The sequence below is a fragment of the Jejuia sp. G7-7 genome (assembly GCF_055808955.1).
Window position 1 is genome coordinate 726,334 of sequence record NZ_JBVVSZ010000001.1, and the last position, 25,675, is coordinate 752,008.

At 32.0% G+C, this 25,675-nt stretch carries 29 protein-coding genes; 15 read left to right on the forward strand and 14 right to left on the reverse strand.

What is annotated here, in order from left to right; translation table 11 throughout:
• Nucleotides 1-274 precede the first annotated feature (274 nt).
• From AC0L5U_RS03625 to AC0L5U_RS03660, 8 genes are all read left to right on the forward strand, one after another.
• Entirely contained in the window at nt 275-781 is a 507-nt protein-coding gene (locus tag AC0L5U_RS03625; RefSeq protein WP_473414704.1) for a Dps family protein, read from the forward strand.
• A 54-nt stretch (nt 782-835) separates the two neighbouring features.
• Nucleotides 836-1,288: a mechanosensitive ion channel family protein gene (locus AC0L5U_RS03630; protein WP_473414705.1), complete on the forward strand. Its 453-nt coding sequence runs from the start codon at nt 836-838 to the stop codon at nt 1,286-1,288.
• Nucleotides 1,273-1,737 carry a mechanosensitive ion channel family protein gene (locus AC0L5U_RS03635; RefSeq protein WP_473414706.1) on the forward strand — a complete coding sequence of 155 codons (465 nt, stop codon included), beginning with the start codon at nt 1,273-1,275 and terminating at the stop codon, nt 1,735-1,737. The genes AC0L5U_RS03630 and AC0L5U_RS03635 overlap by 16 nt, the downstream gene beginning before the upstream one ends.
• A gap of 55 nt (nt 1,738-1,792) precedes the next feature.
• The gene (locus tag AC0L5U_RS03640; protein WP_298342711.1) at nt 1,793-1,954 is read left to right on the forward strand and encodes a DUF1328 domain-containing protein; all 162 of its coding nucleotides are present in this window, start codon (nt 1,793-1,795) and stop codon (nt 1,952-1,954) included.
• A gap of 32 nt (nt 1,955-1,986) precedes the next feature.
• Nucleotides 1,987-2,160 carry a hypothetical protein gene (locus AC0L5U_RS03645; protein WP_473414708.1) on the forward strand — a complete coding sequence of 58 codons (174 nt, stop codon included), beginning with the start codon at nt 1,987-1,989 and terminating at the stop codon, nt 2,158-2,160.
• A 63-nt stretch (nt 2,161-2,223) separates the two neighbouring features.
• Entirely contained in the window at nt 2,224-2,784 is a 561-nt protein-coding gene (locus tag AC0L5U_RS03650) for a hypothetical protein (protein WP_473414709.1), read from the forward strand.
• Between the two features lie 86 nt (nt 2,785-2,870).
• On the forward strand, nt 2,871-3,554 hold the full coding sequence (locus AC0L5U_RS03655; protein ID WP_473414710.1) for a DUF2461 domain-containing protein: 684 nt from the start codon (nt 2,871-2,873) through the stop codon (nt 3,552-3,554).
• 15 nt (nt 3,555-3,569) lie between these two features.
• Nucleotides 3,570-3,953 carry an SMI1/KNR4 family protein gene (locus tag AC0L5U_RS03660; protein WP_473414711.1) on the forward strand — a complete coding sequence of 128 codons (384 nt, stop codon included), beginning with the start codon at nt 3,570-3,572 and terminating at the stop codon, nt 3,951-3,953.
• A gap of 10 nt (nt 3,954-3,963) precedes the next feature.
• Here the strand turns inward: AC0L5U_RS03660 and AC0L5U_RS03665 are convergent, their stop codons facing one another.
• Nucleotides 3,964-4,380, reverse strand: a complete 417-nt coding sequence (locus tag AC0L5U_RS03665) for a glyoxalase (RefSeq protein WP_473414712.1) — start codon at nt 4,378-4,380, stop codon at nt 3,964-3,966.
• Between the two features lie 117 nt (nt 4,381-4,497).
• Between AC0L5U_RS03665 and AC0L5U_RS03670 the strand changes: the two genes are divergently transcribed.
• The 7 genes from AC0L5U_RS03670 to AC0L5U_RS03700 all read left to right on the forward strand — a co-directional run bounded on the left by AC0L5U_RS03670 (nt 4,498) and on the right by AC0L5U_RS03700 (nt 13,436).
• Complete coding sequence (locus tag AC0L5U_RS03670; RefSeq protein WP_473414713.1) at nt 4,498-5,385, forward strand: DUF72 domain-containing protein; 888 nt, start codon at nt 4,498-4,500, stop codon at nt 5,383-5,385.
• 201 nt (nt 5,386-5,586) lie between these two features.
• Entirely contained in the window at nt 5,587-6,981 is a 1,395-nt protein-coding gene (gene leuC / locus AC0L5U_RS03675; protein ID WP_473414714.1) for a 3-isopropylmalate dehydratase large subunit, read from the forward strand.
• Nucleotides 6,982-7,000: 19 nt separating this feature from the next.
• A complete protein-coding gene (gene leuD, locus AC0L5U_RS03680; protein WP_473414716.1) occupies nt 7,001-7,597 on the forward strand; it encodes a 3-isopropylmalate dehydratase small subunit in 597 nt (198 codons plus the stop codon).
• 3 nt (nt 7,598-7,600) lie between these two features.
• Nucleotides 7,601-9,121, forward strand: coding sequence for an alpha-isopropylmalate synthase regulatory domain-containing protein (locus AC0L5U_RS03685; protein WP_473414717.1), 1,521 nt, complete (start codon nt 7,601-7,603; stop codon nt 9,119-9,121).
• 368 nt (nt 9,122-9,489) lie between these two features.
• On the forward strand, nt 9,490-10,548 hold the full coding sequence (gene leuB, locus AC0L5U_RS03690; protein ID WP_473414718.1) for a 3-isopropylmalate dehydrogenase: 1,059 nt from the start codon (nt 9,490-9,492) through the stop codon (nt 10,546-10,548).
• Between the two features lie 313 nt (nt 10,549-10,861).
• Nucleotides 10,862-12,445, forward strand: coding sequence for an alkaline phosphatase PhoX (locus tag AC0L5U_RS03695; protein ID WP_473414719.1), 1,584 nt, complete (start codon nt 10,862-10,864; stop codon nt 12,443-12,445).
• 259 nt (nt 12,446-12,704) lie between these two features.
• On the forward strand, nt 12,705-13,436 hold the full coding sequence (locus tag AC0L5U_RS03700) for a T9SS type A sorting domain-containing protein (protein WP_473414720.1): 732 nt from the start codon (nt 12,705-12,707) through the stop codon (nt 13,434-13,436).
• Nucleotides 13,437-13,502: 66 nt separating this feature from the next.
• Here AC0L5U_RS03700 and AC0L5U_RS03705 read toward each other — a convergent pair whose 3' ends face one another.
• From AC0L5U_RS03705 to thrA, 13 genes are all read right to left on the reverse strand, one after another.
• Entirely contained in the window at nt 13,503-14,141 is a 639-nt protein-coding gene (locus AC0L5U_RS03705) for an alpha/beta fold hydrolase (protein ID WP_473414721.1), read from the reverse strand.
• On the reverse strand, nt 14,141-14,416 hold the full coding sequence (locus tag AC0L5U_RS03710; protein WP_473414722.1) for a hypothetical protein: 276 nt from the start codon (nt 14,414-14,416) through the stop codon (nt 14,141-14,143). The genes AC0L5U_RS03705 and AC0L5U_RS03710 overlap by 1 nt, the downstream gene beginning before the upstream one ends.
• A gap of 406 nt (nt 14,417-14,822) precedes the next feature.
• A complete protein-coding gene (locus tag AC0L5U_RS03715) occupies nt 14,823-15,194 on the reverse strand; it encodes a hypothetical protein (RefSeq protein WP_473414723.1) in 372 nt (123 codons plus the stop codon).
• Between the two features lie 134 nt (nt 15,195-15,328).
• On the reverse strand, nt 15,329-16,615 hold the full coding sequence (locus AC0L5U_RS03720) for a mechanosensitive ion channel family protein (protein WP_473414724.1): 1,287 nt from the start codon (nt 16,613-16,615) through the stop codon (nt 15,329-15,331).
• Nucleotides 16,612-16,902, reverse strand: coding sequence for a DUF3817 domain-containing protein (locus tag AC0L5U_RS03725; RefSeq protein WP_473414726.1), 291 nt, complete (start codon nt 16,900-16,902; stop codon nt 16,612-16,614). Before AC0L5U_RS03725 ends, AC0L5U_RS03720 begins: the two co-directional genes overlap by 4 nt.
• 61 nt (nt 16,903-16,963) lie before the next feature.
• Nucleotides 16,964-17,581 carry a YqaA family protein gene (locus AC0L5U_RS03730; protein ID WP_473414727.1) on the reverse strand — a complete coding sequence of 206 codons (618 nt, stop codon included), beginning with the start codon at nt 17,579-17,581 and terminating at the stop codon, nt 16,964-16,966.
• Nucleotides 17,582-17,700: 119 nt separating this feature from the next.
• Nucleotides 17,701-18,684: a hypothetical protein gene (locus AC0L5U_RS03735; RefSeq protein WP_473414728.1), complete on the reverse strand. Its 984-nt coding sequence runs from the start codon at nt 18,682-18,684 to the stop codon at nt 17,701-17,703.
• A 240-nt stretch (nt 18,685-18,924) separates the two neighbouring features.
• Nucleotides 18,925-19,038 (reverse strand): glycerophosphodiester phosphodiesterase family protein, encoded by a 114-nt coding sequence (locus tag AC0L5U_RS03740; RefSeq protein WP_473416160.1) that lies wholly within the window; start codon nt 19,036-19,038, stop codon nt 18,925-18,927.
• On the reverse strand, nt 19,005-19,772 hold the full coding sequence (locus AC0L5U_RS03745) for a glycerophosphodiester phosphodiesterase (protein ID WP_473414730.1): 768 nt from the start codon (nt 19,770-19,772) through the stop codon (nt 19,005-19,007). Before AC0L5U_RS03745 ends, AC0L5U_RS03740 begins: the two co-directional genes overlap by 34 nt.
• Before the next feature lie 53 nt (nt 19,773-19,825).
• The gene (locus AC0L5U_RS03750; RefSeq protein WP_473414731.1) at nt 19,826-20,617 is read right to left on the reverse strand and encodes a hypothetical protein; all 792 of its coding nucleotides are present in this window, start codon (nt 20,615-20,617) and stop codon (nt 19,826-19,828) included.
• A gap of 16 nt (nt 20,618-20,633) precedes the next feature.
• Nucleotides 20,634-21,932: a threonine synthase gene (thrC, locus tag AC0L5U_RS03755; protein ID WP_473414732.1), complete on the reverse strand. Its 1,299-nt coding sequence runs from the start codon at nt 21,930-21,932 to the stop codon at nt 20,634-20,636.
• A 6-nt stretch (nt 21,933-21,938) separates the two neighbouring features.
• Nucleotides 21,939-22,865 carry a homoserine kinase gene (locus AC0L5U_RS03760; RefSeq protein WP_473414734.1) on the reverse strand — a complete coding sequence of 309 codons (927 nt, stop codon included), beginning with the start codon at nt 22,863-22,865 and terminating at the stop codon, nt 21,939-21,941.
• A 58-nt stretch (nt 22,866-22,923) separates the two neighbouring features.
• Complete coding sequence (gene thrA / locus AC0L5U_RS03765) at nt 22,924-25,368, reverse strand: bifunctional aspartate kinase/homoserine dehydrogenase I (RefSeq protein WP_473414736.1); 2,445 nt, start codon at nt 25,366-25,368, stop codon at nt 22,924-22,926.
• Nucleotides 25,369-25,675: the final 307 nt, after the last annotated feature.

Below are 25,675 nucleotides of genomic sequence, written 5' to 3' on the forward strand. Positions count from 1 at the left end.
GTTGTGTATTCTATTGCGGATTTACCCACGCTAAGGATTGCAGAGGAAAGCCCACAGCCCGACGTAGGAGGTGCGAGGACTTGTAACGTAAAGCCTGACCCCTTGTGGGTAGCGCCCAAATAATTCTTTTTATTTTCTTAATACGTTTTAACATTTTAGATTTTTTTAACATAATTTAAGTTAAATGAAAATAAAATCCGTTAAACCCTGTTAAAGGGCTTGACAAAATTGATATAGCCCATATATTGAAAGTGAACATTTAAAAAACAAAATAATGAGCTATTTAAATATGAATGACGAAGAATTATTACCTGTGGTGGTGGAATTGAATATTTTATTAGCTGACTACCACGTGTATTATCAAAAATTAAGAAGTAAACATTGGAACATTATTGGTGAGCATTTTTTTGACTTGCATGAGAAGTTTGAGGAATTATACAATGATGCTAGAGTGAAAATTGACGAAATTGCGGAACGTATCTTGACTTTAAGATATCACCCGATGAGTAAATTGGAGGATTATTTAAACACATCTTCTATCTTAGAGGAAACGCCTTTAAAATCTGATAAAAATATGGTTGAAGAAACCTTGGATGATCACAGATTGCTGTTGGCGCAGATGGGAAAAGTAATGAAAAAAGCAGAATCTGTATCTGATGAAGGTACTATGGATTTGATTGGTGCTTATATACGAGAGCTTGAAAAAGCTAGTTGGATGCTGAATGCTTGGACTAAAAAATCTTCTGAAACTTTAAAAAACGATGTTGTAGAAGTTAGTTAGTTGCTGTTAATTTTTTTAGAAAAATAAATTATTAATCTTAAAAAAATTAACATCATGGAAACAACATTAAATGAAGCATTTGCTAGCTTAATTTCTAAATTAGAAAGTTGGTTAATGACTTTGATAGAATATTTGCCCAATTTTGGTTTGGCACTTTTAGTACTGTTAGCGTCTTATATAACTGCTAAGTATGTAAACAAATTCACTTATAAATTAATTTCAAAAAAAGTAGAGCAGGAATCTGTATCTCAAATGATTTCTAGAGTATCAGCTGTTGTTTTGGTACTAATTGGGCTTTACATTTCGCTAGGTATTTTAAATTTAAGTAAAACGCTAACCTCTTTATTAGCAACTGCCGGTGTAGCTGGTTTAGCTATTGGTTTAGCGCTACAGAATACACTTTCAAATACTGTTGCTGGTATTGCGCTTTCGTTTAGAAAAAAGTACAGATTGGTAACTGGGTTGAAACTAATGGGTATTCAGGAGAAATTATGGATATCAATTTAAGAGAGTTTGTAATTAAGGAAGCTGATAATAATATTGTGATACTTCCGAATAAAATGATTCTTGAAAACCCAATTAAAAACTATTCGCTTACTACTAGAATGCGTGTATTTTTAGAATGTGGCGTTGGCTATGAGTCTGATTTAGAAGAAGTAGAGCGCCTTACTAAAGCGGTTATTGCAAATACTTTTGAGCAAGTAAAAGGCACAGAAGAAGTAGAGTTTTATTTTACAGAATTTGGAGACAGCTCTATTAACTATTTGTGTAGATTTTGGATTGATGCCGAAAGCATGCTTGAAAAACTACGTGCAAAAACTAAAGCCATTATAGAAATTAAGAAGGCTTATGATAAAGCAGGAATTAATATTCCGTTCCCAATCAGAACATTAGAGTTTAACAACAAGTTGTCTTTTGATGACGCTGTTTTGGAAAACCAATTCTCTAATAACTAGAGTAGATTTATCGGATCTGATAAATTATTATTTCAAATTTTTAAAACTATAAATTATGTTACGTTGGACAATAACGTTCGTTATTATCGCTTTAATAGCAGGAGTTTTAGGATTTGGTGGAATAGCAGGAGCATCAGCAGGAATTGCTAAAATATGTTTCTTCATATTCATCATACTATTTGTACTCTCTTTATTAAAGGGATTATTAAAAAAATAGAAAATTATATTAACCTTAAAAATCAAAATAAAATGAAAAAAATCATATTAACCTTGGCCTTATTATTTACAATTTCAACCGTATTTACAAGTTGTAGAGAAAAGAAACCAGCAGATAAAATTGAAGAAGCAGTAGAGGAAGTTGGAGATGAGTTAGGAGATGCTGCTGAAGAAGTGGAAGATGAAATTGATGATGCAACACACTAAGAATAGTTAGTTTTTGTAATCATTAAAATAAGAAGTTTAATTAATCTTAAAAATTTAAAAGCAATGAAAAATTTAATATATACGATGGCATTACTGATTTGTGGTACTGCTTTCGCACAAGAAAAACCGACAGAAATAAAAAAAGAAACTAAAGTTAAAACTGTAAAATTTAAAGACGGTGATACAACTAAGGAAGGAAAAATTAAAGTAATTTCTAAGGAAACAGCACAAGTGAAATTAGATGCAGACGATGTAAATAAAGTAAATCAAGATAGGGTAGCGGCTACTAAAAAAGTACAAACTACTGTTTTGATTGATAATGACAAAGATGCTGCTTATGATTTATTGACTAAAGAAACTTATTATATTAATGAAAATAAAGACTATAAGTTTAGTCCGAGTCAGTCAGGATTTATGATGGCGCTTAGTGATGATAAAAATGAATTTGTAGAAATAGGAAAAGCTTGGAACACACATAGTCCTGGAAGTTATATTGTTAAAGGTGAAACTTATAATGGTATTGGATACTTTGATAAAGATGGAAGTTTTGTTGTAGAATATTATGATGAAGATACTGAAAGTATAAAAACCATCAGATACGATGAGAAAAAAGACCTTATGTAATAGCAGTTTCTTGTTAAGATAATAATAAAAGTCCCGATTGATTCGGGACTTTTTGTATTTTAGAACATTGTAAATTAATAGAACTTATGAGTGTCACTTTACCAAAATCTGTCTTTACATTTTTTAAGAAACTTGAAAAGAATAATAACCGCGATTGGTTTAATGAAAACAAACCAGAATTTAAAGCTATTGAAGGCGAAGTGAAGTTGTTTTATAATGCTATTCTTGAAAATTTGAATAAACATGACGAGATTGATAAACTCAAGATTTTCAGAATTTATAGAGATGTGCGTTTTTCAAAAAACAAACTACCTTATAAAACCCATTTTGGGGGTTCGTTTCATCGTCCAAAACCAAGATTAAGAGGCGGGTATTATTTACATATTCAGCCCAATAATGAAAGTTTTATAGCTACAGGATTTTGGGAACCAGCCAAAGAAGATTTGATGCGTATTAGAAAAGAATTTGAAATGGATGATTCTGAAATTCGTGAGATTTTAGCAAATAAAAAATTCAATTCAGTTTGGGGAGATTCGTTTGTAGGGGATGAAGTGAAATCTGCTCCAAGGGGATTTGCTAAAGATCATAAAGCAATTGATTTAATTAAGAAAAAGCAATACATCTTCACTAAAAAATATACAGATAAAGAAGTGCTTGATGCTGATTTTTTAAATGAAATTGATACGTCCTTTAAAGCCATTCGCCCATTTTTTGATTATATGAGTGATGTGTTGACTACGGATTTGAATGGGGTGTCTTTGATTGAATAATTATATTTTTTAGATATGTTTGAAAAATTAAAAGAGCACTCTTTAGATAATATAGGAGATGGTACTGATGAAGATTTGATATTGAAACTTGAGAAAATGTGGAATATTGAATTCCCTAGCTCGTATAGACAATATCTATTAGAAATTGGTTATGCCGAATTATTTGGAGAGGAAATATATTCGATTTATGATGTTCCAGATTTAAATCCATGCAATGGTTTACATTGGATGAACCGAGATAACACTTATCTGTCCCAAGGTTTTATTCAATTCTTTTCAAATGATATTGATGGAGAGTTTTATATTAATAATATTACTGGCAAAGTTTATCTAAATTCAATAGATCAAGAATATTCTAAGGATTTTATTGAATTCTATGAAAATTTTTTAAATTCTTAGTATTAAACATCTAAACCGCCACCAAAACCTCAGGCTTCTCAAACAACTGGATATGACTCAATAAACGTTCTTTAACAATATTCATCATACGTTTATTTAAAGCCGAAGAGTTTTCAATATAAATACTGTATTCTTCAACAGTAAAATGACCTATAATCATCCCTTTCATGGAGTTACGGAGTTTCATATCTTTTTGAATCGCGTTTTCAATATAAATCATGCGCTTTTCTAATGATAGGTCATAAAAAACAGATTTATGCTTAGTAATGTAATTTCTAAAAACAGCAATTAATAAATCATTTTGAAATTTAATAATAGGGCGCAAAACCAAATTCTGGAAACGTTCATCAGCACTCATATTATCATTAATAGTTGCACTTAAAATTTCAGGTCTTATACTTTTAAGATTGAATTGTCTGGAGTCCATGTTGTAGATTTTCACTAAAAATATCGATTAATAATACTGTATTTGTTTTGTCAACTTCATAATTGTTAACGAGTTTATTAACATTGAAGTTTTCTATCTTTATAAAAAATTAAATAAATGAAATTTGGAAGCGTTGATAATCCAGAATTAATAGACTTTACATTCCCAAAAGATCATCCTGATACAAAAAAAGTACTTGGAAAAGTTAAGGATGATAATATCCCAGAAATCTATGTGGGTTGTGCGAAATGGAATAGGGCAGATCTAAAAGGTTTTTATCCAAGAGGCACAAAAGACGAGTTGGTTTATTATTCGTCTCAATTTAATGCTATTGAGATGAATGCCACGTTTTACAGAATATTTCCTGCGGAACAATTCTCTAAATGGTATGATAAAACACCTGAAGGATTTAAATTTTTTCCGAAGCTAAATCAAGAAATCAGTCATTGGAAACGCTTAAATGAAACTCAAGAAATTGTTGATAATTATTTGTATAATGCTTCAAATTTAAAAGAGAAATTAGGCACAATATTTTTGCAAATGCATTCTAATTTTGCGCCTAAAGATTTTGATAGAGTTGTTACTTACGTGGAAAATTGGCCAAAAGATATTCCGTTAGCTATTGAATTCAGACATACAAACTGGTACAATGATAAAACCATTGCAGAAGATTTATATCAACTTTTAGAAGCTCATAATATATCTAACGTCATTGTTGATACAGCTGGAAGACGTGACTTAATGCACATGCGTTTGACCAATGCTACTGCTTTTGTACGTTATGTTGGTGCCAATCATCCCACAGACTATACGCGTTTGGATGATTGGATTGAACGCTTAAAATTATGGAAAGATCAAGGTATTAAAGAAATCGATTTTTTCATTCATCAAAACATTGAAAAGGAATCGCCATTGCTGTCAGCTTACTTTATTAAAAAACTGAATAAAGAATTAGGTTATTCACTAACCATTCCTAATGATGATGAGCAACAAAGTCTTTTTTAATTCTCAAAAAAGTGAGTTTAAAAATTATAACCAATATTCTACTTTCATTGAATAAAATTCAAATAACACGTCATTCATTGGCAATTTTATAAAAATTCAATAACAATAGTGCCTAATGCTTTGAATAACTGTAATAAAATTTAAATTTGTGCTACTTACAATGTCCTTAGAGACGTTTAATCACAATAATTAAAGATATTTATGAGCAAATCATTGTTTGACAAAGTATGGGATTCGCATGTGGTGCGAAACATTGAAGATGGACCAGACGTCCTGTATATTGATCGTCATTTAATTCACGAAGTTACAAGCCCTGTAGCTTTTGTTGGATTAGAAAGTAGAGGTTTAAGTGTTTTATATCCACAACGCACATTTGCTGTGGCAGATCATAATACTCCAACTATCAATCAACATTTACCGGTTCAAGATCCTTTATCTGCTAATCAGTTAAAAACATTAGAAGATAATGCAAACAAATACGGTATTAGCCATTGGGGATTGGGTCATGAAAACAATGGTATTGTTCATGTTGTAGGGCCAGAAAACGGTATTACACTTCCGGGGGCAACAATAGTTTGTGGAGATTCTCATACATCAACACACGGTGCATTTGGAGCTATTGCTTTTGGTATTGGTACTTCTGAGGTTGAAATGGTGTTAACTACACAATGTATTATGCAGCCTAAGCCAAAGAAAATGCGCATAAGTGTTAATGGTACTTTAAATAAAGGTGTTACACCTAAAGATGTTGGTTTATATATCATTTCTAAATTAACAACTTCTGGTGCAACAGGATATTTTGTAGAGTATGCGGGAGATGTTTTTGAAAATATGACTATGGAAGGTCGTATGACGGTTTGTAACTTATCTATTGAGATGGGTGCACGTGGTGGTATGGTTGCTCCAGATGAGAAAACATTCGATTATATTAAAGGTCGTCCAAAAACACCTAAAGGTGCAGATTGGGATAAGGCTATGGAGTATTGGAAAACATTAAAAACAGACGAAGGCGTTGTTTTTGATAAAGAATTAACTTTTGATGCTAGTGATATTGAACCTATGATTACATACGGTACAAATCCTGGTATGGGAATGGGAATTTCTAATAACATTCCAACTGCTGAATCTGTTGAAGGCGGAAAAGCAACTTACGATAAGTCTTTAGCTTATATGGGTTATGCTGAAAATGATCAAATGATTGGTAAGAAAATCGATTACGTATTTATTGGTAGTTGTACTAACGGACGTATTGAAGATTTTAGAGCATTTGCTTCCATTGTTAAAGGTAGAAAAAAGGCTGATAACGTAACAGCTTGGTTAGTTCCAGGATCACATGTTGTTGAAGCCAAAATTAAAGAAGAAGGATTACTTGATATTTTTGAAGAAGCTGGATTTGTGTTAAGAGAACCTGGTTGTTCTGCTTGTTTAGCGATGAATGATGATAAAGTACCTGCTGGAAAATATGCAGTAAGTACATCAAACAGAAACTTTGAAGGTCGTCAAGGACCGGGATCTAGAACATTATTAGCAAGTCCACTAGTTGCTGCAGCTGCTGCAGTTACTGGAGTTGTAACGGATCCAAGAGAATTACTTTAATAATTTAGAATACAAGAAAATGGCTTACGATAAATTTACAAAATTAACGAGTACTGCAGTGCCTTTGCCAATTGAGAATGTAGATACTGATCAAATTATACCAGCACGTTTTTTAAAAGCTACGAAACGTGAAGGTTTTGGAGATAACTTATTTCGTGATTGGAGATATAACGGTGATGATACACCAAAACAAGATTTTGTTTTAAATAACCCTATTTACAAAGGAAAAATATTAGTAGGAGGAAAGAACTTTGGTTCTGGTTCTTCTAGAGAGCATGCTGTTTGGGCGGTTTACGATTATGGATTCCGTTGTGTAGTATCTAGTTTTTTCGCAGATATTTTCAAGAATAACTGTTTAAATATAGGTGTTTTACCTGTACAAATTAGCCCAGAATTTTCAAATGAAATTTTTGAATCTATTTATGCTGATCCAAATACAGAATTAGAAGTTGACTTAGAAGCTCAAACAATCACATTATTATCAACAGGTTCAAAAGAATCTTTTGATATTAATGGTTATAAAAAAGGAAACATGCTGAATGGTTTTGATGATATAGACTATTTACAAAGTATGAAAAGTGAGATTGAAACATTTACTGAATCTCGTCCTTTTTAAATAATGGGTGTAAAGCACATAGAAATAATGGATACGACATTGCGCGATGGTGAACAAACCTCGACGGTGTCGTTTTCTGCTTCAGAGAAATTAACTATTGCCAAACTTTTACTTGAAGAATTAAAGGTTGATAGAATTGAAGTGGCTTCTGCTAGAGTCTCAGAAGGGGAGTTTCAAGCTGTAAAAGATATTACAGATTGGGCAGCTGAAAATGATTATTTAGATAAAGTTGAAGTATTGACTTTTGTTGATAAAGGCGTATCTATTAATTGGATGATTGAAGCAGGAGCTAAGGTTCAAAACCTGCTTACTAAAGGTTCTTTAAATCATTTAACTCATCAACTCAAAAAGACTTCTAGTCAGCATTTTAAGGGAATATCAGAAGTGATTTCGCTGGCTTCTAAAAAAGGCATTGCAACTAATGTGTATTTGGAAGATTGGAGTAATGGAATGCGAAACTCTAAAGACTATGTTTATGAGTTTTTAGACTTTTTGAAAACCCAAGATGTTGCTCGAATTATGCTTCCTGATACTTTGGGTGTTTTAACACCTAAAGAATCTTACGATTTTATAAAAGAAATAAAGGATACTTATTCAGATTTGCATTTTGATTTCCATGCGCATAATGATTACGACTTAGGCGTATCGAACGCTATGGAAGGTTTAAAAGCTGGTGCTGATGGTTTGCATTTAACTGTAAATGGTATGGGCGAGCGTGCTGGAAATGCACCTATGTCTAGTACTATTGCTGTGATTAATGATTTTATGCCTGATGTAAAAGTTAGTGTAAATGAAAAAATGCTTTATACTGTTAGTAAATTAGTAGAGAATTTTTCTGGAGTTATGATTCCTGCGAATAAGCCAATTATAGGTTCTAATGTATTTACGCAAACTGCAGGAATACATGCTGATGGCGATAATAAAAACAATTTATATTTCAGCGATTTGATGCCTGAGCGTTTTGGTAGAACACGCCAATATGCTTTAGGAAAATCGTCTGGGAAAGCCAATATTCAAAAAAACTTGCAACAATTAGGGCTTCAGCTTGATGATGAAGACTTAAAAAAAGTAACGCAACGTATTATTGAGTTAGGCGATAAAAAACAAGTGGTTACTAAAGAGGATTTACCATATATTATTTCGGATGTTTTAGATAGAACGTATGAAGAAAAGGTAAAAGTAAACTCTTATGTATTAACACACTCTAAGGGTTTAAAACCTTCTACAACGGTTTCCATTACTATTGAAGATGAAACTTTTGAGCAGAATTCTCAAGGTGATGGTCAGTTTGATGCTTTTATGAATGCCGTAAAGAGTGTTTTTAAGAAAAAGAAAGTGATATTGCCAAGTTTGATTGATTATGCGGTAAGAATACCACCTGGAAGTAACTCTGATGCGTTGTGTGAAACCATTATTACTTGGAAGGCTGTTGATAAAGAGTTTAAAACTAGAGGTTTGGATAGTGACCAAACGGTTTCGGCTATTAAGGCTACAGAGAAGATGTTGAATATAATAGTAAGTTAGAAGTTTGAAGTATGAAGATTGGAGTTAGCTTATATGTAGGTGTAATTATGATGTTGAATCGTTTATTTGTTGATTTGTGTAATCTGAAATTACGACTAAACAGTTAAACTAATAAACGCATAAACAAAAGGTTAGTGACGATTGCAAAAAAACTGATACTTATTAATTAAGAATAAAAACAGTAAACAGTTCCCGCGTTAGGGATTGAGGCATTTGTTGAAGCTCCCCGATCCCGATAGCTATCGGGAGAGGGAGCGACTGCCGAAAGCCCGACTTTTTGCGATCCTGCAAGGTTTTAAAAACCTTGTAGGTATGAGTAAAAAGTAACGCCCAAAGAATTAAAATATTTAAAAATTAAATTATATAAAATGAAATTTAATATAGCACTATTGGCCGGAGACGGAATAGGACCAGAAGTTATTGACCAAGCAGTAAAAGTGAGTGATGCGGTTGCTAAAAAATTTGGACATGAAATTACATGGAAACCAGCTTTAACAGGTGCTGCAGCAATTGATGCTGTAGGAGAGCCTTACCCTGATGAAACGCATGATGTTTGTGTGGCTTCGGATGCGGTATTGTTTGGCGCTATTGGTCATCCGCGTTTTGATAATGACCCTTCTGCAAAGGTACGCCCAGAGCAAGGTTTATTAAAAATGCGTAAAAAATTAGGGTTGTTTGCTAATGTAAGGCCAACGTTTACGTTTCCTTCTTTATTAGATAAATCGCCTTTAAAGCAAGAGCGTATTGAAGGTACAGATTTAGTGTTTTTACGTGAATTAACTGGAGGTATTTACTTTGGTGAAAAGGGTAGAAGAGATGGAGGAGAAACGGCTTTTGATAACTGTGTTTACACAAGAGAAGAAGTGCAACGTTTAGCAAAAAAAGGTTTTGAATTGGCTATGACACGCGGTAAAAAGCTATGTTGTGTTGATAAAGCTAATGTTTTGGAAACTTCAAGACTATGGAGAGAAACTGTTCAAGCTATGGAAAAGGATTATCCAGAGGTTGAAGTGAGTTATGAGTTTGTTGATGCTGTGGCGATGCGTTTGGTACAATGGCCAAATAGCTACGATGTGTTAATTACTGAAAACCTATTCGGAGATATTTTAACTGATGAAGCGTCTGTAATTTCGGGCTCTATGGGATTAATGCCATCTGCATCTATGGGAGCTGATATTGCTTTGTTTGAGCCTATCCATGGGTCTTACCCACAGGCAACTGGACTTAATATTGCTAACCCAATGGCTACTATTTTATCAGCAGCTATGATGTTTGAAACCGCTTTTAACTTACCTGAAGAAGGTAAAGCTATTAGAGATGCTGTAAATAAAGCATTGGCTGAAGGTATTGTAACTGAAGATTTAGCCGACGGAGGAAAATCTTATGGTACCTCAGAAGTTGGAGATTGGTTGGCTAGTAACATCTAGTCTTCTATAAATTATATTAAAAAGCCCTGTAGAGTTTATACTTTACAGGGTTTTTTGTTGTTTAGAATGCATTTGGGCGTTACCCGGAAAAGGGGTCGGGATTTTCGCTGCAATCTTTAAAACGGGTAAATCTGCCAAATTAGTATTAGGAATAATTTCTGTAAAATTCTGCTAGATTTTATGGCTTCTTAATAGTTATTTATTTTGATTTATAAAATATTAACGACGTGGATATCCAGAAACGAAAATAAATCCGTAAATTTCTGGTAACCTTTAACTTAGAGATTATGAAAACAACTTTGCACTTTTTTTAGTGTCTTCCTTTTTTGGATTTTATTTTATTGATGCACAAAATATTGGTGATTTTACATCGGTTACACCAACAGCTCAAAGTTCACAATTTGTAATTCCCTCAAGTCATACATTTCAAGTTATAGCAGAAGCAGGTGATCCTATTACTGGAGGTACATTACCAAATACTCCAGATTTTTCGGGTTATGTTCCTATTTCTGATAGTAGTACTAATGGGTATTTAAGTTTAAATCATGAAATATTTCCTGGAGCTGTTACTATTTTTGATATAAATTTTGATACTCCAAGCAAGTTATGGCAAAAAACAAGTATTCAACCCATTGATTTTACAGCTACGGGGGTTTCAATAGCTAATTGCTCTGGAACAATAACGCCATGGGGAACTATTGTAACATGTGAGGAAGTAGCAACTCAAGTTGATTTTTTTCCACCTAATAATGGATATGGCGATACAGGGTGGAATATAGAAATAGACCCTATATCTAAAACGGTAGTCAATAATAAAAAATTATGGGCTATGGGAAATTTTCGGCATGAAAACATCTCAATTCATTCAAACAATCGAACTGTATATCAAGGAGCAGACGATTTAGACGGATTTGGATATTTGTATAAGTTTGTAGCAACTAATGCAATGGATTTGAGTAAAGGAGATTTATATGTTTTTTCAGGGTCAAAAAATGGTACTGGTTCTTGGGTATTAATAAACGATAGTACTTTACCTAGTGGGGCTCATGAGTTACCAAATCACAGAAACAATACCATGGCGCTAGCTCAAAGTGCTTTAGCTACTGATTTTAGGGGTATAGAAGATGTTGAAATAGGTCCAGATGGGTGGGTGTATTTTGCAGTTAAGGGTTTTCCAGATCAACGTGTATATCGATTTCAAGATAGTGACCCTCTGGAGGTGTTGACATCAACTGTGACCATGGAAACTTTTGTTGGTGGACCTAATGTGAGTTATACTATAGATGATGGTGCAAATGTTACAAGTGTTGATTGGGGTACTGGAAATGATAATTTAGCATTTGATGGTGATGGTAATTTATGGGTTATGCAAGATGATAGTAGTTCTGCTATGCAAACATACATTTGGGTGGTGAAAAATGGGCATACACAAGCGAATCCAAAAGTTGAATTGTTTGGTATTACGCCCATAGGTTCTGAACCTACAGGTATTACTTTTACTCCAGATTATAAATATTTGTTTATGTCTGTTCAACATCCAAATTCAGGTAATACTGCTAATCAGATTGATGCAGCAGGTCAAACAGTTAATTTTGATAAAGGCACAACATTAGTGATAGCATTAAACGAAAATTTAGGCACATCATTATCTATTGATGTTGAAGGGTTTAATAGTGAATTTAATTTTTATCCTAACCCTATTAATCTTTCACAAAAATTAAAGATAAAGGGGAGTAGCATTGATAGTGTAAAACTATACAATATGCAAGGCAAAAAACTTCTTGAAAACAATTATGGTGAATTAGACGAGGTTGAATTGGATCTAAGAAAAATAAGTCCAGGCTTGTATCTACTTAAAATTAATAACCAAGAAACCGCGAAGTTACTTGTTAAATAAAACATATGTTTGATTATATTTTAACATTTAAGTGTATTAGTAATTTAGATGAAGAATGGTGAAATTGACTTTGATTTCGATGTTAACTATCAGTAAAACAACAATCTAATTAAAAAGTGTAAGTGTTGTTTTTTAAGTATTGAGTTTTTTGGATAAGGTAATTTAGTGTCATCTAAAGATAAATTTGATTAACTATTAATGTTAGTAAATCTTTAATTTTGAGTCAAATAAAACTAATTACTAATTAAAAATTCAAAACATGATGAAAAAATTACTTAAAAATTATTTATTTGCAGTTGCTTTATTAGCTGCTTCTTTTGGATTCTCACAAGGGATATCTAGTGTTACTTTAACATCAAACGGTTCTACTGGAACTGTGGTTACCACGGATCCAGCTGGGGGAGCTGTTATTCAGGTAGAAACAGGAGGTTCTCTAAATATCGAATTTACGCTCACTGCACCTGTAGCAAATGGAGATGTTCAAAGAACATTTTCTGTCTTAAAAGTTGGAACTCCTTTTAATGGTGGTTCATCAAATTTTTTCAATGCTCTAAATGAACAATATAACCCTGGTACTGGAACATCTCAAGTACAGACGAGAACGTTTAACATACCAACCGATGGTGGAATGACTGGAGCTACTAGTCAACCTGTTAATATAGGTGATAGTCATAGTCTTAGAATGTCTGGGAAGTATTACGATGCGGGGACTACTGGGTCTAGCACATGGTGGGGTACACCTCTTGATGTTACAATTGAACTGGTAGCTCCAGCTACACTTTCTACAAATAATGTTGAAAATATAAAACCAGTACTTTTCGTTTCTAATGGACAATTAAACGTTTCTAAAGCTGCTGATTATAAAATCTACAGCATTACTGGAGCAACTGTTGCACAAGGAAAAGCATCTAGAACTATTGATATTAATGCATTATCTTCAGGATTATACATTTATAAAACTTTAGAAGGAACTGCTAAGTTTGTAAAATAATATTATAAATTTATTAAGTTTAATTTGAAAGACCTGCTTTTAGCAGGTCTTTTTTTGTGGTATATATTATTTATTTTGATTTATAAATTGAATGACTTCTTCCACAAATAAGTCAGGTTCTGTAAACATTGGGGAATGCCCAGATTTTTCAAAAAACACTAGTTTTTTCTCACTTGAGCCCAAATTATCAAAGGCTTCTTGAGCAAACTTTGGAGGTACAACCATATCGTATCTACCCCAAAGTACCAAAGAAGGAATAGTAATTTCAGAAAGTCTATCTGTGTAATTTACTTTTTCAAAAAGATTACTATCTAAAATAGATTGCGTTTTTAGCATGTTCCATATTAACGTTAATACGTTATATTTAAAAATAGTTTTGTCATTTTCAATATCTATTTTATTAATAACTTTGGTTTTCTCTAACGTAAATTCAGCCTCAAAAGCTTCATTATTTAACTTGTACATATCATCAATATTATATTCTGAATCAACTTTGTTGTTTACCAAATCAATAACAGAATTCCAATAATCAACTTTATTTTCAAGAGCAATTTGTTCTGCAGCTACGCTTTTAAAATTTGCAATGTATTCCGAATACAAACTACTGGTATTATGAGAACCATCTACATTAATCCATCCTAAAAAATCACTTTGATTCTTTAACAGTGCAGCAGGGCCTAGTGTACCACCCCAACTATGTCCCATTAAAAAAACTTAGCATTATCTCCATATTTATGTTTGAGTACTTTTACGAGTGCTAAAACATCTTCTGCCATAATATCAATACTAATTCCATTTTCTGAGTAGCTTCCTTGAGCCATTCCAGATCCTCTTTGGTCAAAATAAACAACGGCACATTCTTTTTCAATTTTGCTCTTAATAGTTGAATTTCTATAGGATAATCCTAAGCCTCCAGGACCACCGTGAAGTATAATAAGGAATGTGTTTTCAGAAGCATTGCCATGAATATATGCTGGCATATCAGCATCTTTGTGGCGTACAAATATAGTGTCGTCTAGATTGTTTAAGTTCTCATCTTTAGTACATGAAAAGAAGTATATAAAATAACGATTAATACTAATATTTGCGAGTACTTATTAATTGATTTTTTCATCTCTATTTTTCTTTTTAAAATTAAACCGGTAACCATATTGGAAATTGAAAGCAGGTAAAGTACCTGCGTTATAAGGTGTTCGTAACATGAAGTTAATATTAAAATAGCGTCCTGTTATTTTTTTACCTAGTCTTTGTTTGCCAATGCCAACAGAAATGGATGGTGCATAATAGCCTCTACCTGGGAGAAATACTTTATCAACATTATCACCATTAACTTCATAAGTTTCGGGTAAAAATGAACGGTAGTAACCTAAAGGGTTAAACTCTATGCTAAATTGTTTGCCTTTTGTTTGTTCGTCTCCAAGTTACCCCGTAATTGGTAAATACACCTGTATCAGTCTTTGATGAGAAATTAGTAGTGAATCCGATATTCCCATTTAATAGAAACTGATGTGTATTTGTTCGCTGTCCACGGTTTCTGTTTTTAACTTTTATATTCTCTATCAAAAGATATTCAGCTCCAAAATCCAACCCATTGTTCCAGAATATATTACCAAAATAGCTGGCTTTAAATTCTGTTCTTTCTAAAAATGGTCTAGAGGATAGGCTAGTAGAGGTATCATTGTCCTCTAGATTTTGTGTGAATCCTACTTTTGAAAATAGTATTAAACACAGAATGAGCAAGTGTAGTTTTAATGTCATAAATTATAGATTGATTGTTAAATAGGCAACAAATCTATCTTTATAACTTATGTATTCCTGTTAAAGTATGTGTAATTAAAACTTAATGAATTAATAAAAAAAGTAGAATTATGTTAAAATTAACATAGCACTATTTAATTATAAGAAAACTTAGTAGGCAACTCAAATATTTCCAAATCAAAATAAGGAACAGCAGAAAGTACATGATCAAAGATATCTGCCATAACATACTCATAATTTACCCAGCGTTTATCTGAACTAAACGCATATATTTCAATTGGTAAACCTTGAGAGGTTGGTGCTAATTGGCGCACCATAATTGTCATGTCTTTATTGATAGCAGAATGATTTTCAATATACGTTTGAATGTATTTTCTAAATACGCCTATGTTAGTTAGGTTTCTACCATTTAAAAGTAATTCTTTATTGATTGTATTTGTCGTGTTATATTCTAAAATATCTTTCTGCCTTGTTTTTAAATAAGATTGAATCAACTCGATTTTTTTAAGTGCTGCTATATCTTCTTCTGAAAGGCATTTTATACTATCTTGTTTGATGTTTAAAGCACGTTTAATTCGTCTACCATCAGCATTAGTCATACCCCTCCAGTTTTTAAAGGAATCTGAAATTAGTGCATAGGTTGGAATAGTAGTAATGGTTTTATCAAAATTCTGAACTTTAACTGTTGCCAGATTAATTTCGATTACGTCACCATCAGCTCCATATTTTTCAAAAGTAATCCAGTCACCAATGCGAACCATATCATTTATAGATACCTGGATACTGGCTACAAAACCTAGTATAGTATCTTTAAATACAAGAATAACCACCGCAGAAATAGCTCCCATACCTGTAACAAACTTTAGAAATGGGATATTTGTAATGATTGCAATGGCAGACATAATACCCGCTAACCAAGCAAATATCATGAAGACTTGAATGTAGCTATCTATAGGTTTATCTTTTAACCTTGGAAGTGTTTTTAAGTAATCTTTTAATGCATTTAGTAAGCTTCTTACCACCCACAATGTTAGAAGTATGGCGAATACTTTAAGCCCTTTTTCTATAATAATTTCAGAATTCCCAAAATCTGAAAATACATCTGGTGCAAACTCCAATGCTATTAAAAATGGGACAATATGCGCTATGTTTCGTGGTACTTTATTGGAGATTAAAAAATCGTCAAAGTTTGTTTTAGATTTTGATGCGAATTTTGTGAATGCACCAATTAATAATCTTTTAATGATAATATCAACAATAACGATTATTAAAAGCAAACCTAATAATAAGATGAGCATATTAAGGTATTGGGCAACTTCTTCAGATATACCAATTTTCACTAAATAGTCAAAAACTATATGTTTTAAGCCATTAGTTTGTTCAGTAATGTTTTCTATAGTGCTTGTATTGTCCTGAATCATTTTGCAGGTCTTAAATATTTTTTATCAATATAAAATGTTCCAAAAGGAACGAGCGATGCTAATAATACTATTCCGAATTCTTTATTAGTCCACTTGAAATCATTTTTTATTATGAAAGCTAAGGCTATATAAGCAACAAATAGTAATCCATGTGGCATTCCTAATAATTTTACATATTGAGGGTCATTTGCTAAGTATTTAATTGGAGTAGCTATGAATAATAATAAAATATAGGAAAGACCTTCTAAAACTGCTACAATTCGAAAGATATTTAAAAATGAAAACATACTATTTTTTTGTGCAAAAGTAGAACACATAAGACTAAAAACCGTATGATTTAAGATTTATTTAAAGGGCATTAAATATGATAAGTCCATAAATAGCAAACCTAACCAATCTAAGTGAACCATAAATAATTACGTTTTTAAATGGAAACTTAATTATTCCCGCCGCAATGCAAGATATAGAAAAGGGTAATGGTAATAGTGCACCAACAATTATTAGAAAACCACCCCATTTTTTAGAGTTTTTTAATTGCTTCTCCATCTTAACTTCCAAATAATTATGTACTGAAGGAATTTTGGTGATTGTACGTCCCATCCAATACGATAGCAATCCGCCACCGTAAGATAGAAAAGCCAATATACCTAGGTAAAACCAAGGATTATACATTTTTCCAGCCCACGCAATAAATATTTCAGGAGGAATAAGACCCAACAATGTTTCTGATACAAAAAAGAAACTTAAAACACCATAGGATGGTAATATTTCGGTAAGTCTTGTTAAAGCTGCATTGATGTCAAAAAAATAATTAATTGCATAAATTGTTATTACAATACCAATAATATACGGTAATGCTTTTTTTACGGCTTGCCAAACAAACGTGTAAAACCCAGTATAACTATAATACTGATGTAGTAATTGCAAGCGTGATTTTTCTGTTTTTGGTTTTTGCTTCGGTTTCATGTGTAAATTTCAGAGAGAGGGGAAGCAAATATAAGTTTGAATTTTAATATCTAAAAATAAAGAGTGTTAATTAAATATTATTTAACTGAAATAGATAGTTGTTTTTTTATCTAAAAGGTCTACTTTTTATAAGTCCCATTAGCAAATTGAGTTACCAATCTTCTATCTGCTGATCTGCACGTAGTAGGGAAATCAAAAAAGTATAAACATTCTGGTAATCCTTCAGTAAAAGTAATTCTAACTGAGCCTGTTTTTTCTCCGCTCCAGCCAATAAAACGGTATCTTGCTGTCATTTCTACAGGTCTATTTTGATTGTCTTTTTTTGTTACAATTGCATTCGAAATACTACCACGTTTATATCGGTTCATTGCCCATTTTTTTGAATGCTCAAAAACCAAATCTTCAGCTAATCTTGTAAAGTTTTGATTGCTGATAGAAATATCAGTTTTCTTAATAGTTTTTCCAGAAATAGGAATTGGCTGTTTATTGATAGCAAAGCGTCTCAAATTTTCTTCAAATCGCATTAAACCAGCACTTTTGCAACCATTTATTTTAATTAATGCTGCCAAATCTGCTTTTATGGCTTTTGATGTTTCAACCAAATTTAAAGCTTCTCCAATAGGATTTTGTTGTTGCATCATTTTAAACATATTCCGAAATGCATCTACACTTTGAGATTTTTCAAGTGATTTTTGTGCATTACGCATTTCTGGTTTTGCAAAAAGCCCCCTCGGTACATCAACCCATTCTATACATGTTCTACTAACTTCCCATCCGTACCCATCTTTAGTTACTCTTTCAGTAACACATTCTGGTCGCATTAATTCTATTTTATTAGTTGGTAGACTACTCGCACAATTTACAGCGTAAGCATCTATATATTCATTTAAAAGTAATACGAATGTGGTTTCATCCTTATCAAAAGGAATGTTGATAAAGTCGCCACGAAAAATGTTTATAATAAGTTTTTCATTTTGAAGTCCTTTTGTGGATAAGGTAGGAGATGTTGTTTGTGCAGATAAATTTGCAAATGAAGTACTGAAGAAAGTTAAAGCAATTAAAAGTGCAAAATATAATCTTTTTAGGTGACGAAGGGTTTTCATGTGTATTCTAAGTTATGATTGTAATAAAAATCTAGCAATTAAATATACAATAAACTTGTATAAAACGTTAATCTAAAACACTAATAATATGAGGTTTGTTAACTTGAGTATTGATGAAATGAAAATGCTTTTTATTGAAAGCACCTTGCGAATAAAATGAAAGGTTATAGGAAATCGTTAAGCCCTTAAAAGGTTTCAACTGAGCTTAACCTGGTATTCGATTTTTTAATTATAAACTATTCATTTTAATAGTTTGGGATTATTAGTAATAATACCGTCAATACCTAGAGCGATTAACTCCTTTGCTGTTTCAGAATTATCTACTGTCCAAACATTAACTTTTTTCCATTGGATTTTAAAATATCAATAACCCCTCTATTTGCAAACACATAATTAATACTATACTCATTAATATAGCTGTACTTCGTTAAATCCAATCTATCAAATCTATTGGAATATATAAAAGAGGAAAACTTAAAATTCCCAACAAATAATTTATGTAACGGAATTTTAGGATTTAATGCATGAATAGTTTCTAAAACCATATCATCAAACGAATGGATAATTACCCAATCTTCGGCATTATATTTTTGAATGCTAAGGAGTATGTTTTGTTCAATATTTGGATAGAACGAATTACCCTTTTTAATTTCAATGATAAGTTGACATTTGCCATTAATTAATTGAATGGCTTCTTCTAAATTTGGAATTCTTTCGTCTTTAAATACATTTGAAAACCAACTCCCAGCGTCTAGTATTGAAAGTTCTTCATATGTTTTTTCTTTTACGAATCCTGAACCATTTGTAGTTCTATCGATTGAAGTATCATGCATCAATACGACAACTTCATCTGAGGTTTGTTGTACATCTATTTCAATTCGATCTGGGTTTAGTTTTAAGGCTGCTTGTATGGATGCTAATGTGTTTTCAGGAGCAATGTTTGAAGCACCACGATGGGCAATGATTTTAGTTTTATGAGAGGGAGCGTTATTAGAAAAATCTTTAAAAAAAATAGGTGAAAGTGATAAGCAGATATAGATAAAGCATATTAAAATTAGGGCTAGTAGTTTGTAGAATGCTTTTTTCACTTATGGTTATTAAATTGAGTTAGTATTCAAGTTATTTGTTGAAATATAAAAATCTATTCTTTATCAAACTTCATGTATATTGGTTTCAAACCAGATTTATCTGAGACTAAATTTATTATTTTTTCGTTTTCATGATAATTTTTAAAACCACTATTTCTTGTATTCCATTTAAGACCATCTTCAAAGACCAATATAAAGTGTGCTTCATTAATAATATTTCCATTAGGAGCTTTAAATTTTTCAATATTCCTGATTTCCAATACTTCATCATAATCATAAGCTTTGGTACCAAAACTAAAAAACCCGTTAATTTTAATTTCATTATTTTCAAATGATGTATACCAATCAAATACCATAGTAAGTAAAAAAGTAATTAAGACTATTATTATCTTGAAGGCATATTTAGTTGCTTTGATGTAATTGAACTTAAATTTTTGGTTGTAAAATAAGTTATTGAAAGCTAAAAATTCATGCCAGTTTTCACCAAGTTTATTCATGCTAATAATAAAGATACTTAATGAAGCGCAAACCATTCCAGTAAATATTGCGCATGTTAACCAAGCAGCGTTTTCTGGTAGAACCAGGATTATTATGCCTAAACTATTTGAATGTATAGTTTTTGAAAACTCAATAAACCCAAAATAGAAACATATTGAAAATCCTACTGAAAGTAAAACATAACCAAGAACCATGAGGTTTTTTGTTTTGTTATACTTCACATCTAGTTCATAAAAGCTTTTATTGGTTTTGTATTCTGAATGATTGGATGGTAATACTTTAGTCAATAATTTAAATATCAAGAAAATGATAATTGCGCTTACTAATGAAGTATATACACTCCCCATTTACTTTTTACTTTATTTAAGAATGAATAAGTAAAAACCCCTTCAAATCCTCATAAGTAGTAATAACTTTAGACACTTTTTCTCTTCCCATAACAGCTTGTATTTGTTCAGGTAACGGCTGTTTTTCTTTAATCACTTCTTCAACTACATCTAAAAATTTGGTAGGATGCGCAGTTTCTAAAAATACACAATGCGTTTTTGGGTTTTCTTTTAAATAGGCTTTGCAACCTAAATAACCAACCGCACCATGTGGATCTGCAACATAGTTGTATTTATTATAGATTTCTAACATTGCTACTTTAGTTTCTTCATCTGTAAAACTATAAGAAGACACGTTTTCTTTTAAAGATTCAAATTTGTTTTTATAGATTTCTTGAATACGAATAAAGTTACTTGGTGCTCCAACATCCATAGCATTACTAATGGTTTGAATGGATGGCTTTGGTTCATATAATTGGGACTGTAAATATCTTGTCACAACATTATTTACATTATTTGAAGCCACAAAATGGTGGATTGGCAATCCTAATTGTTGCGCCATCATACCAGCACATACATTTCCGAAATTTCCACTAGGTACAGAAAACACAATATCATCATAAGTGTTATGTAATTGCTTATAAGCAAACATAAAATAGAACAACTGTGGTAACCACCGCGCCACATTTATAGAGTTTGCTGATGTTAACTGCATTTTGCTTGTTAGCTCTTCATCTAAAAAAGCGGTTTTTACCATGGCTTGACAATCGTCAAACGTGCCATTAACTTCTAAGGCTTTAATGTTTTGACCTAGCGTAGTTAATTGCATTTCTTGAATATCGCTCACTTTTCCGCTTGGATAGAGAATTACAACATTAACACCTTTAACGCCTAAAAAACCGTTTGCTACAGCACCACCAGTATCGCCTGATGTTGCCACTAAAACAGTAACTTCATTGGTGTTATCTTTATTAAAATAGCCTAAGCAACGTGCCATAAAACGTGCGCCAACATCTTTAAATGCCATTGTAGGTCCATGAAATAACTCTAAGGTAGAGATATTATCATCAAGTTTTACAACAGGAAAATTAAAAGACAAGGTTTCCTCTACAATCGTTTTTAAAACATCCTCAGGAATTTCTGGAGACACAAACTGTTTAATGGCTTCAAATGCAATTTCAGAATATGATAAATTATCGATGTTATCAAAGAACGACTTTGGTAATGGTGTTATGCTTTCTGGGAAATACAAACCTTTATCAGGTGCTAATCCTTTAATTACAGCATTTTTAAAAGTTGTATTTGGTGCTTGTTTGTTTAAGCTATAGTAGTCCATTGTTTCTTAAGTTATAATTTTAACTCCTTCAGTATTAATCTTCGACACATGCATGTCAAAATCAATCACTAAATCGGAATACACATTTTCAATAATTGTTTTCACTTTTAATGCAGTTTCTTCTCCTTTACATAAAGAAAAAATGGATGGCCCAGAACCTGATATTCCACAACCTAAAGCGCCAAAATCTAAAGCAGCATCTTTAACTTCTGCAAAAAGTGGAATAAGTTTGCTTCTATGAGGTTCTACAACTACATCGTGCAATGCAGATTTCATTAATTCGTAATCGCTTGTATGTAAAGCGTGCACCAAACTTCCAAGGTTAGCCCATTGGGTTATGGCTTTACTTAATTTAACTTCTTTTGGAAGTAAACCTCTAGACTCCGAAGTTTTTATTTCAATTTGTGGATGAATGATGGTTGCATACAAATCATGAGGGGTTGGAATTTCCAAAATCTGCAAAGGCGTTACACTTTTTACTAAAGTAAATCCACCAAAAAGAGCAGGGGCTAAGTTATCGGCATGTTCACATTTACTGGCTAATGCTTCTCCTTTTATGGCAAATTCTGTTAATTGTGTTTTATTGAATGGTTGTCCTAAAAGTTCATTCATTCCAAACACACTTCCAACGGCACTTGCTGCACTACTACCAATACCACTACCAGGTTTTATGTTTTTATAGATTTCAATTTCAAAACCAAAATCCACATCAATAGCCTCATACATTGCTAAAGCTGAGACACCAGCTACGTTTAATTCAGCTTCAAAAGGCAAATCAAAACCTTCTATTTTAGTAATAAAAACACCTCGTTTGTCGGTTTTTCTAATAATCATTTCATCGCCAACGCTATCTAGGCAAAAGCCCATAACATCAAACCCGCAGGATACATTTGCTACGGTTGCTGGTGAAAATATTTTTATTTCGTTTTTCATTTTAATCTAATTATGTGATTTCTCACATGCATTCGAAATAACTATAAACAGGTTGTTTTTAGTTATTTCCAAGTCTAATAATATCTGCAAATAAACCAGAAGCAGTAACATCTGCACCAGCACCAGCACCTTTTATAATCATAGGTTGTTGTGCATAGCGTTCAGTATAAAACATCACAATATTATCACTACCCTCTAAATTATAAAATGGATGTCCTACTGGGATTTCTTGTAAACTCACACTTGCTTTTCCATCATCAAATTTTGCTACATATTTTAACTGGCAGTTATTCGCTTTCGCAGAAGCATATAAACTTTGGTAATGTGCTTCGTCATCAATCAATGTTTGGTAAAAATCATCAACCGTATCACTTTTTAAACCTGAAGGCGATAAGAATGTCTTGTTTTCAATATCTTCCAAATTCATTTTAACACCACTTTCTCTGGCCAAAATTAAAATTTTACGTGCCACATCTACGCCACTTAAATCAATTCTTGGATCTGGTTCTGTATAACCTTCAGCTCCAGCTTGTTTTACAACATCGTAAAACTTAGTTGAATCATTAAAATTATTAAATACAAAATTCAAACTTCCAGATAATACTGCTTGAATTGATGTTACTTTATCTCCAGAAGCGATTAAGTTATTTAGAGTGTCAATTACTGGTAAACCTGCACCAACATTAGTTTCAAATAAAAATGGTGCATTATACTTAAGCGATAGTCGTTTTAACTCTTTATAGTTATCATATTCACTTGAACATGCAATTTTATTACAAGCTACAATAGCAATACTTTCTCTTAAATACTTAGCATATAATTCCGAAATATCTTTATTTGCCGTAACATCTACAAAAATACTATTGCGTAAGTTTAATGATCTAGTTTTTTCAAAAAAGCCTTCTAAAGAAGCTTTTTCTCCGTTTGCTAATTGTTCTTTCCAGTTTTTTAAAGAAATACCACTTTCATCAAAAACCATAGTTCTAGAATTTGACAAACCAGCAACACGTAAGTTGATTTTAAGATGTTCTTTTAAATATTTCTTTTGTTGTTTAACCTGTTCTACTAAACGTTCTCCAACATTACCAACACCAGTAATAAATACGTTAAGTTGTTTTGTAATCGTTTCAAAAAACACTTCATGTAAAGTATTTAAAGCCTTTTTTACATCAGTTTCATCTATAACAATTGAAATATTTTTTTCTGAAGCACCTTGGGCTATAGCTCTAATATTGATATTGTTCTTTCCTAAAGTGCTAAACATTTTTCCACTAATACCCTGGTGGTTTTTCATATTATCGCCTACTAATGCAACAATAGATAAATTAGTTTCAACTATAATAGGGTCTATTTTATGAAGTTCTATTTCATTTTCAAAAGTAATATCAATAGCAGTTTTTGCGATTTCAACATCTTTTTCCTCAATACCTAAACAAATAGAATGTTCTGATGATGCTTGAGTAATTAGAATAACATTTATTTTTTCATTGGATAATGTTTCAAACAACCGTCTAGAAAAACCAGGAATTCCAACCATTCCGCTACCTTGTAGTGTCAACAAGGCAATGTTAGAAATGTTACTAATACCTTTTACAGGATTAGAAGACACATCTGCATTGTTAGAAATGATTGTACCCACAGCATCAGGCGCCATAGTGTTTTTAATATGAATAGGAATCTCTAAATTTAAGACAGGTTGCACCGTTGGAGGATACAACACTTTTGCGCCAAAATGAGATAATTCCATAGCCTCTTGATACGAAATCGAAGAGATAGGGTAGGCTTGTTTTACCAATTTAGGATTTGTGGTAAACATACCGCTAACATCTGTCCAAATTTCTAATTGTTCAACTTTTAACGCAGCAGCGATAATTGCAGCTGTAAAATCGGAGCCGCCACGACCTAATGTTGTTTGTTCTCCATGTGCTGAATTTGCTATAAAACCTGGCATTATAGTTACTTTTTCTTCTGCAGAATCAAAATAATTTTTGATGTTTGCATTGGTAACTTTATAATCAACTTCAGCTTTTGTAAAGTTTGAATTTGTAATTACTATCTCTTGAGAATTCCTTCTATCAGCCGATAAACCTCTGTTTTTCATTGTTTCAGCAATTATAAAAGAAGATAGCAACTCGCCAAAGCTTACTAGTTTATCGGATGTTTTTGGAGATAATTCATTTATTAAATAAATACCTTCCAATAAACTTTTAAGTGCTTCTAATTTTTCTTCAACATAATTTAAAATAGAAGTGTTTTCGTCAGGATTTAATTCTTTGATAATATTGAAATGGCTGTTTTTTATGATATCAAAAGTATCTTTAAAGGTATCATCTTTACTTTGTGCTTGTCGCCCAGCGAGCAATAATTTATCTGTAATACCGCCAACTGCCGAGACTATACATACAACATTACTGCCTTTTGAATACGCATCTAAAATGCTAATAACTTTATTTATATTTTTTGAAGAACCTACAGAAGTTCCTCCGAATTTTAAAACCTTCATTTTTTAATGAATTGAGAATTGAATGTAATAATTAAATGGTTGTAATTATAGAAATTACAAAAATAGTCCGAAGAATATATAACTAGTAACCCCAAAGGGTTGTAATATTTGTAATTGTTGCTAAAATAGAAGTTTCTCTTTCTGTAACGAAAGTTTGAAGTGTACCCATATTTTGGCTTAAATAATTCATTGTTGTTATATAAAACACCTCAAAAGTATTACATTTAGCCTTATAAAAAAACTAAAACTATTTTTTTATAATATTCTTATATTCGGTTAATATTCGTTTAAAAAAACGACTATTCTT

What these genes read in the sequence shown, in the direction of transcription:
- leuD (WP_473414716.1), top strand. Translation starts at nt 7,001, where the DNA reads ATGGCTTACGATAAATTTACAAAATTAACGAGTACTGCAGTGCCTTTG.
- AC0L5U_RS03730 (WP_473414727.1), bottom strand. Translation starts at nt 17,581, where the DNA reads ATGAAACCGAAGCAAAAACCAAAAACAGAAAAATCACGCTTGCAATTA.
- AC0L5U_RS03660 (WP_473414711.1), top strand. Translation starts at nt 3,570, where the DNA reads ATGTTTGAAAAATTAAAAGAGCACTCTTTAGATAATATAGGAGATGGT.
- AC0L5U_RS03650 (WP_473414709.1), top strand. Translation starts at nt 2,224, where the DNA reads ATGAAAAATTTAATATATACGATGGCATTACTGATTTGTGGTACTGCT.
- AC0L5U_RS03645 (WP_473414708.1), top strand. Translation starts at nt 1,987, where the DNA reads ATGAAAAAAATCATATTAACCTTGGCCTTATTATTTACAATTTCAACC.
- AC0L5U_RS03640 (WP_298342711.1), top strand. Translation starts at nt 1,793, where the DNA reads ATGTTACGTTGGACAATAACGTTCGTTATTATCGCTTTAATAGCAGGA.
- AC0L5U_RS03655 (WP_473414710.1), top strand. Translation starts at nt 2,871, where the DNA reads ATGAGTGTCACTTTACCAAAATCTGTCTTTACATTTTTTAAGAAACTT.
- AC0L5U_RS03670 (WP_473414713.1), top strand. Translation starts at nt 4,498, where the DNA reads ATGAAATTTGGAAGCGTTGATAATCCAGAATTAATAGACTTTACATTC.
- AC0L5U_RS03735 (WP_473414728.1), bottom strand. Translation starts at nt 18,684, where the DNA reads ATGAAAACCCTTCGTCACCTAAAAAGATTATATTTTGCACTTTTAATT.
- AC0L5U_RS03710 (WP_473414722.1), bottom strand. Translation starts at nt 14,416, where the DNA reads ATGCCAGCATATATTCATGGCAATGCTTCTGAAAACACATTCCTTATT.
- AC0L5U_RS03720 (WP_473414724.1), bottom strand. Translation starts at nt 16,615, where the DNA reads ATGATTCAGGACAATACAAGCACTATAGAAAACATTACTGAACAAACT.
- AC0L5U_RS03715 (WP_473414723.1), bottom strand. Translation starts at nt 15,194, where the DNA reads ATGACATTAAAACTACACTTGCTCATTCTGTGTTTAATACTATTTTCA.
- leuC (WP_473414714.1), top strand. Translation starts at nt 5,587, where the DNA reads ATGAGCAAATCATTGTTTGACAAAGTATGGGATTCGCATGTGGTGCGA.
- AC0L5U_RS03665 (WP_473414712.1), bottom strand. Translation starts at nt 4,380, where the DNA reads ATGGACTCCAGACAATTCAATCTTAAAAGTATAAGACCTGAAATTTTA.
- AC0L5U_RS03625 (WP_473414704.1), top strand. Translation starts at nt 275, where the DNA reads ATGAGCTATTTAAATATGAATGACGAAGAATTATTACCTGTGGTGGTG.
- AC0L5U_RS03750 (WP_473414731.1), bottom strand. Translation starts at nt 20,617, where the DNA reads ATGGGGAGTGTATATACTTCATTAGTAAGCGCAATTATCATTTTCTTG.
- AC0L5U_RS03760 (WP_473414734.1), bottom strand. Translation starts at nt 22,865, where the DNA reads ATGAAAAACGAAATAAAAATATTTTCACCAGCAACCGTAGCAAATGTA.
- AC0L5U_RS03685 (WP_473414717.1), top strand. Translation starts at nt 7,601, where the DNA reads ATGGGTGTAAAGCACATAGAAATAATGGATACGACATTGCGCGATGGT.
- AC0L5U_RS03630 (WP_473414705.1), top strand. Translation starts at nt 836, where the DNA reads ATGGAAACAACATTAAATGAAGCATTTGCTAGCTTAATTTCTAAATTA.
- AC0L5U_RS03700 (WP_473414720.1), top strand. Translation starts at nt 12,705, where the DNA reads ATGATGAAAAAATTACTTAAAAATTATTTATTTGCAGTTGCTTTATTA.
- leuB (WP_473414718.1), top strand. Translation starts at nt 9,490, where the DNA reads ATGAAATTTAATATAGCACTATTGGCCGGAGACGGAATAGGACCAGAA.
- AC0L5U_RS03635 (WP_473414706.1), top strand. Translation starts at nt 1,273, where the DNA reads ATGGATATCAATTTAAGAGAGTTTGTAATTAAGGAAGCTGATAATAAT.
- AC0L5U_RS03725 (WP_473414726.1), bottom strand. Translation starts at nt 16,902, where the DNA reads ATGTTTTCATTTTTAAATATCTTTCGAATTGTAGCAGTTTTAGAAGGT.
- thrA (WP_473414736.1), bottom strand. Translation starts at nt 25,368, where the DNA reads ATGAAGGTTTTAAAATTCGGAGGAACTTCTGTAGGTTCTTCAAAAAAT.
- thrC (WP_473414732.1), bottom strand. Translation starts at nt 21,932, where the DNA reads ATGGACTACTATAGCTTAAACAAACAAGCACCAAATACAACTTTTAAA.
- AC0L5U_RS03705 (WP_473414721.1), bottom strand. Translation starts at nt 14,141, where the DNA reads ATGGGACATAGTTGGGGTGGTACACTAGGCCCTGCTGCACTGTTAAAG.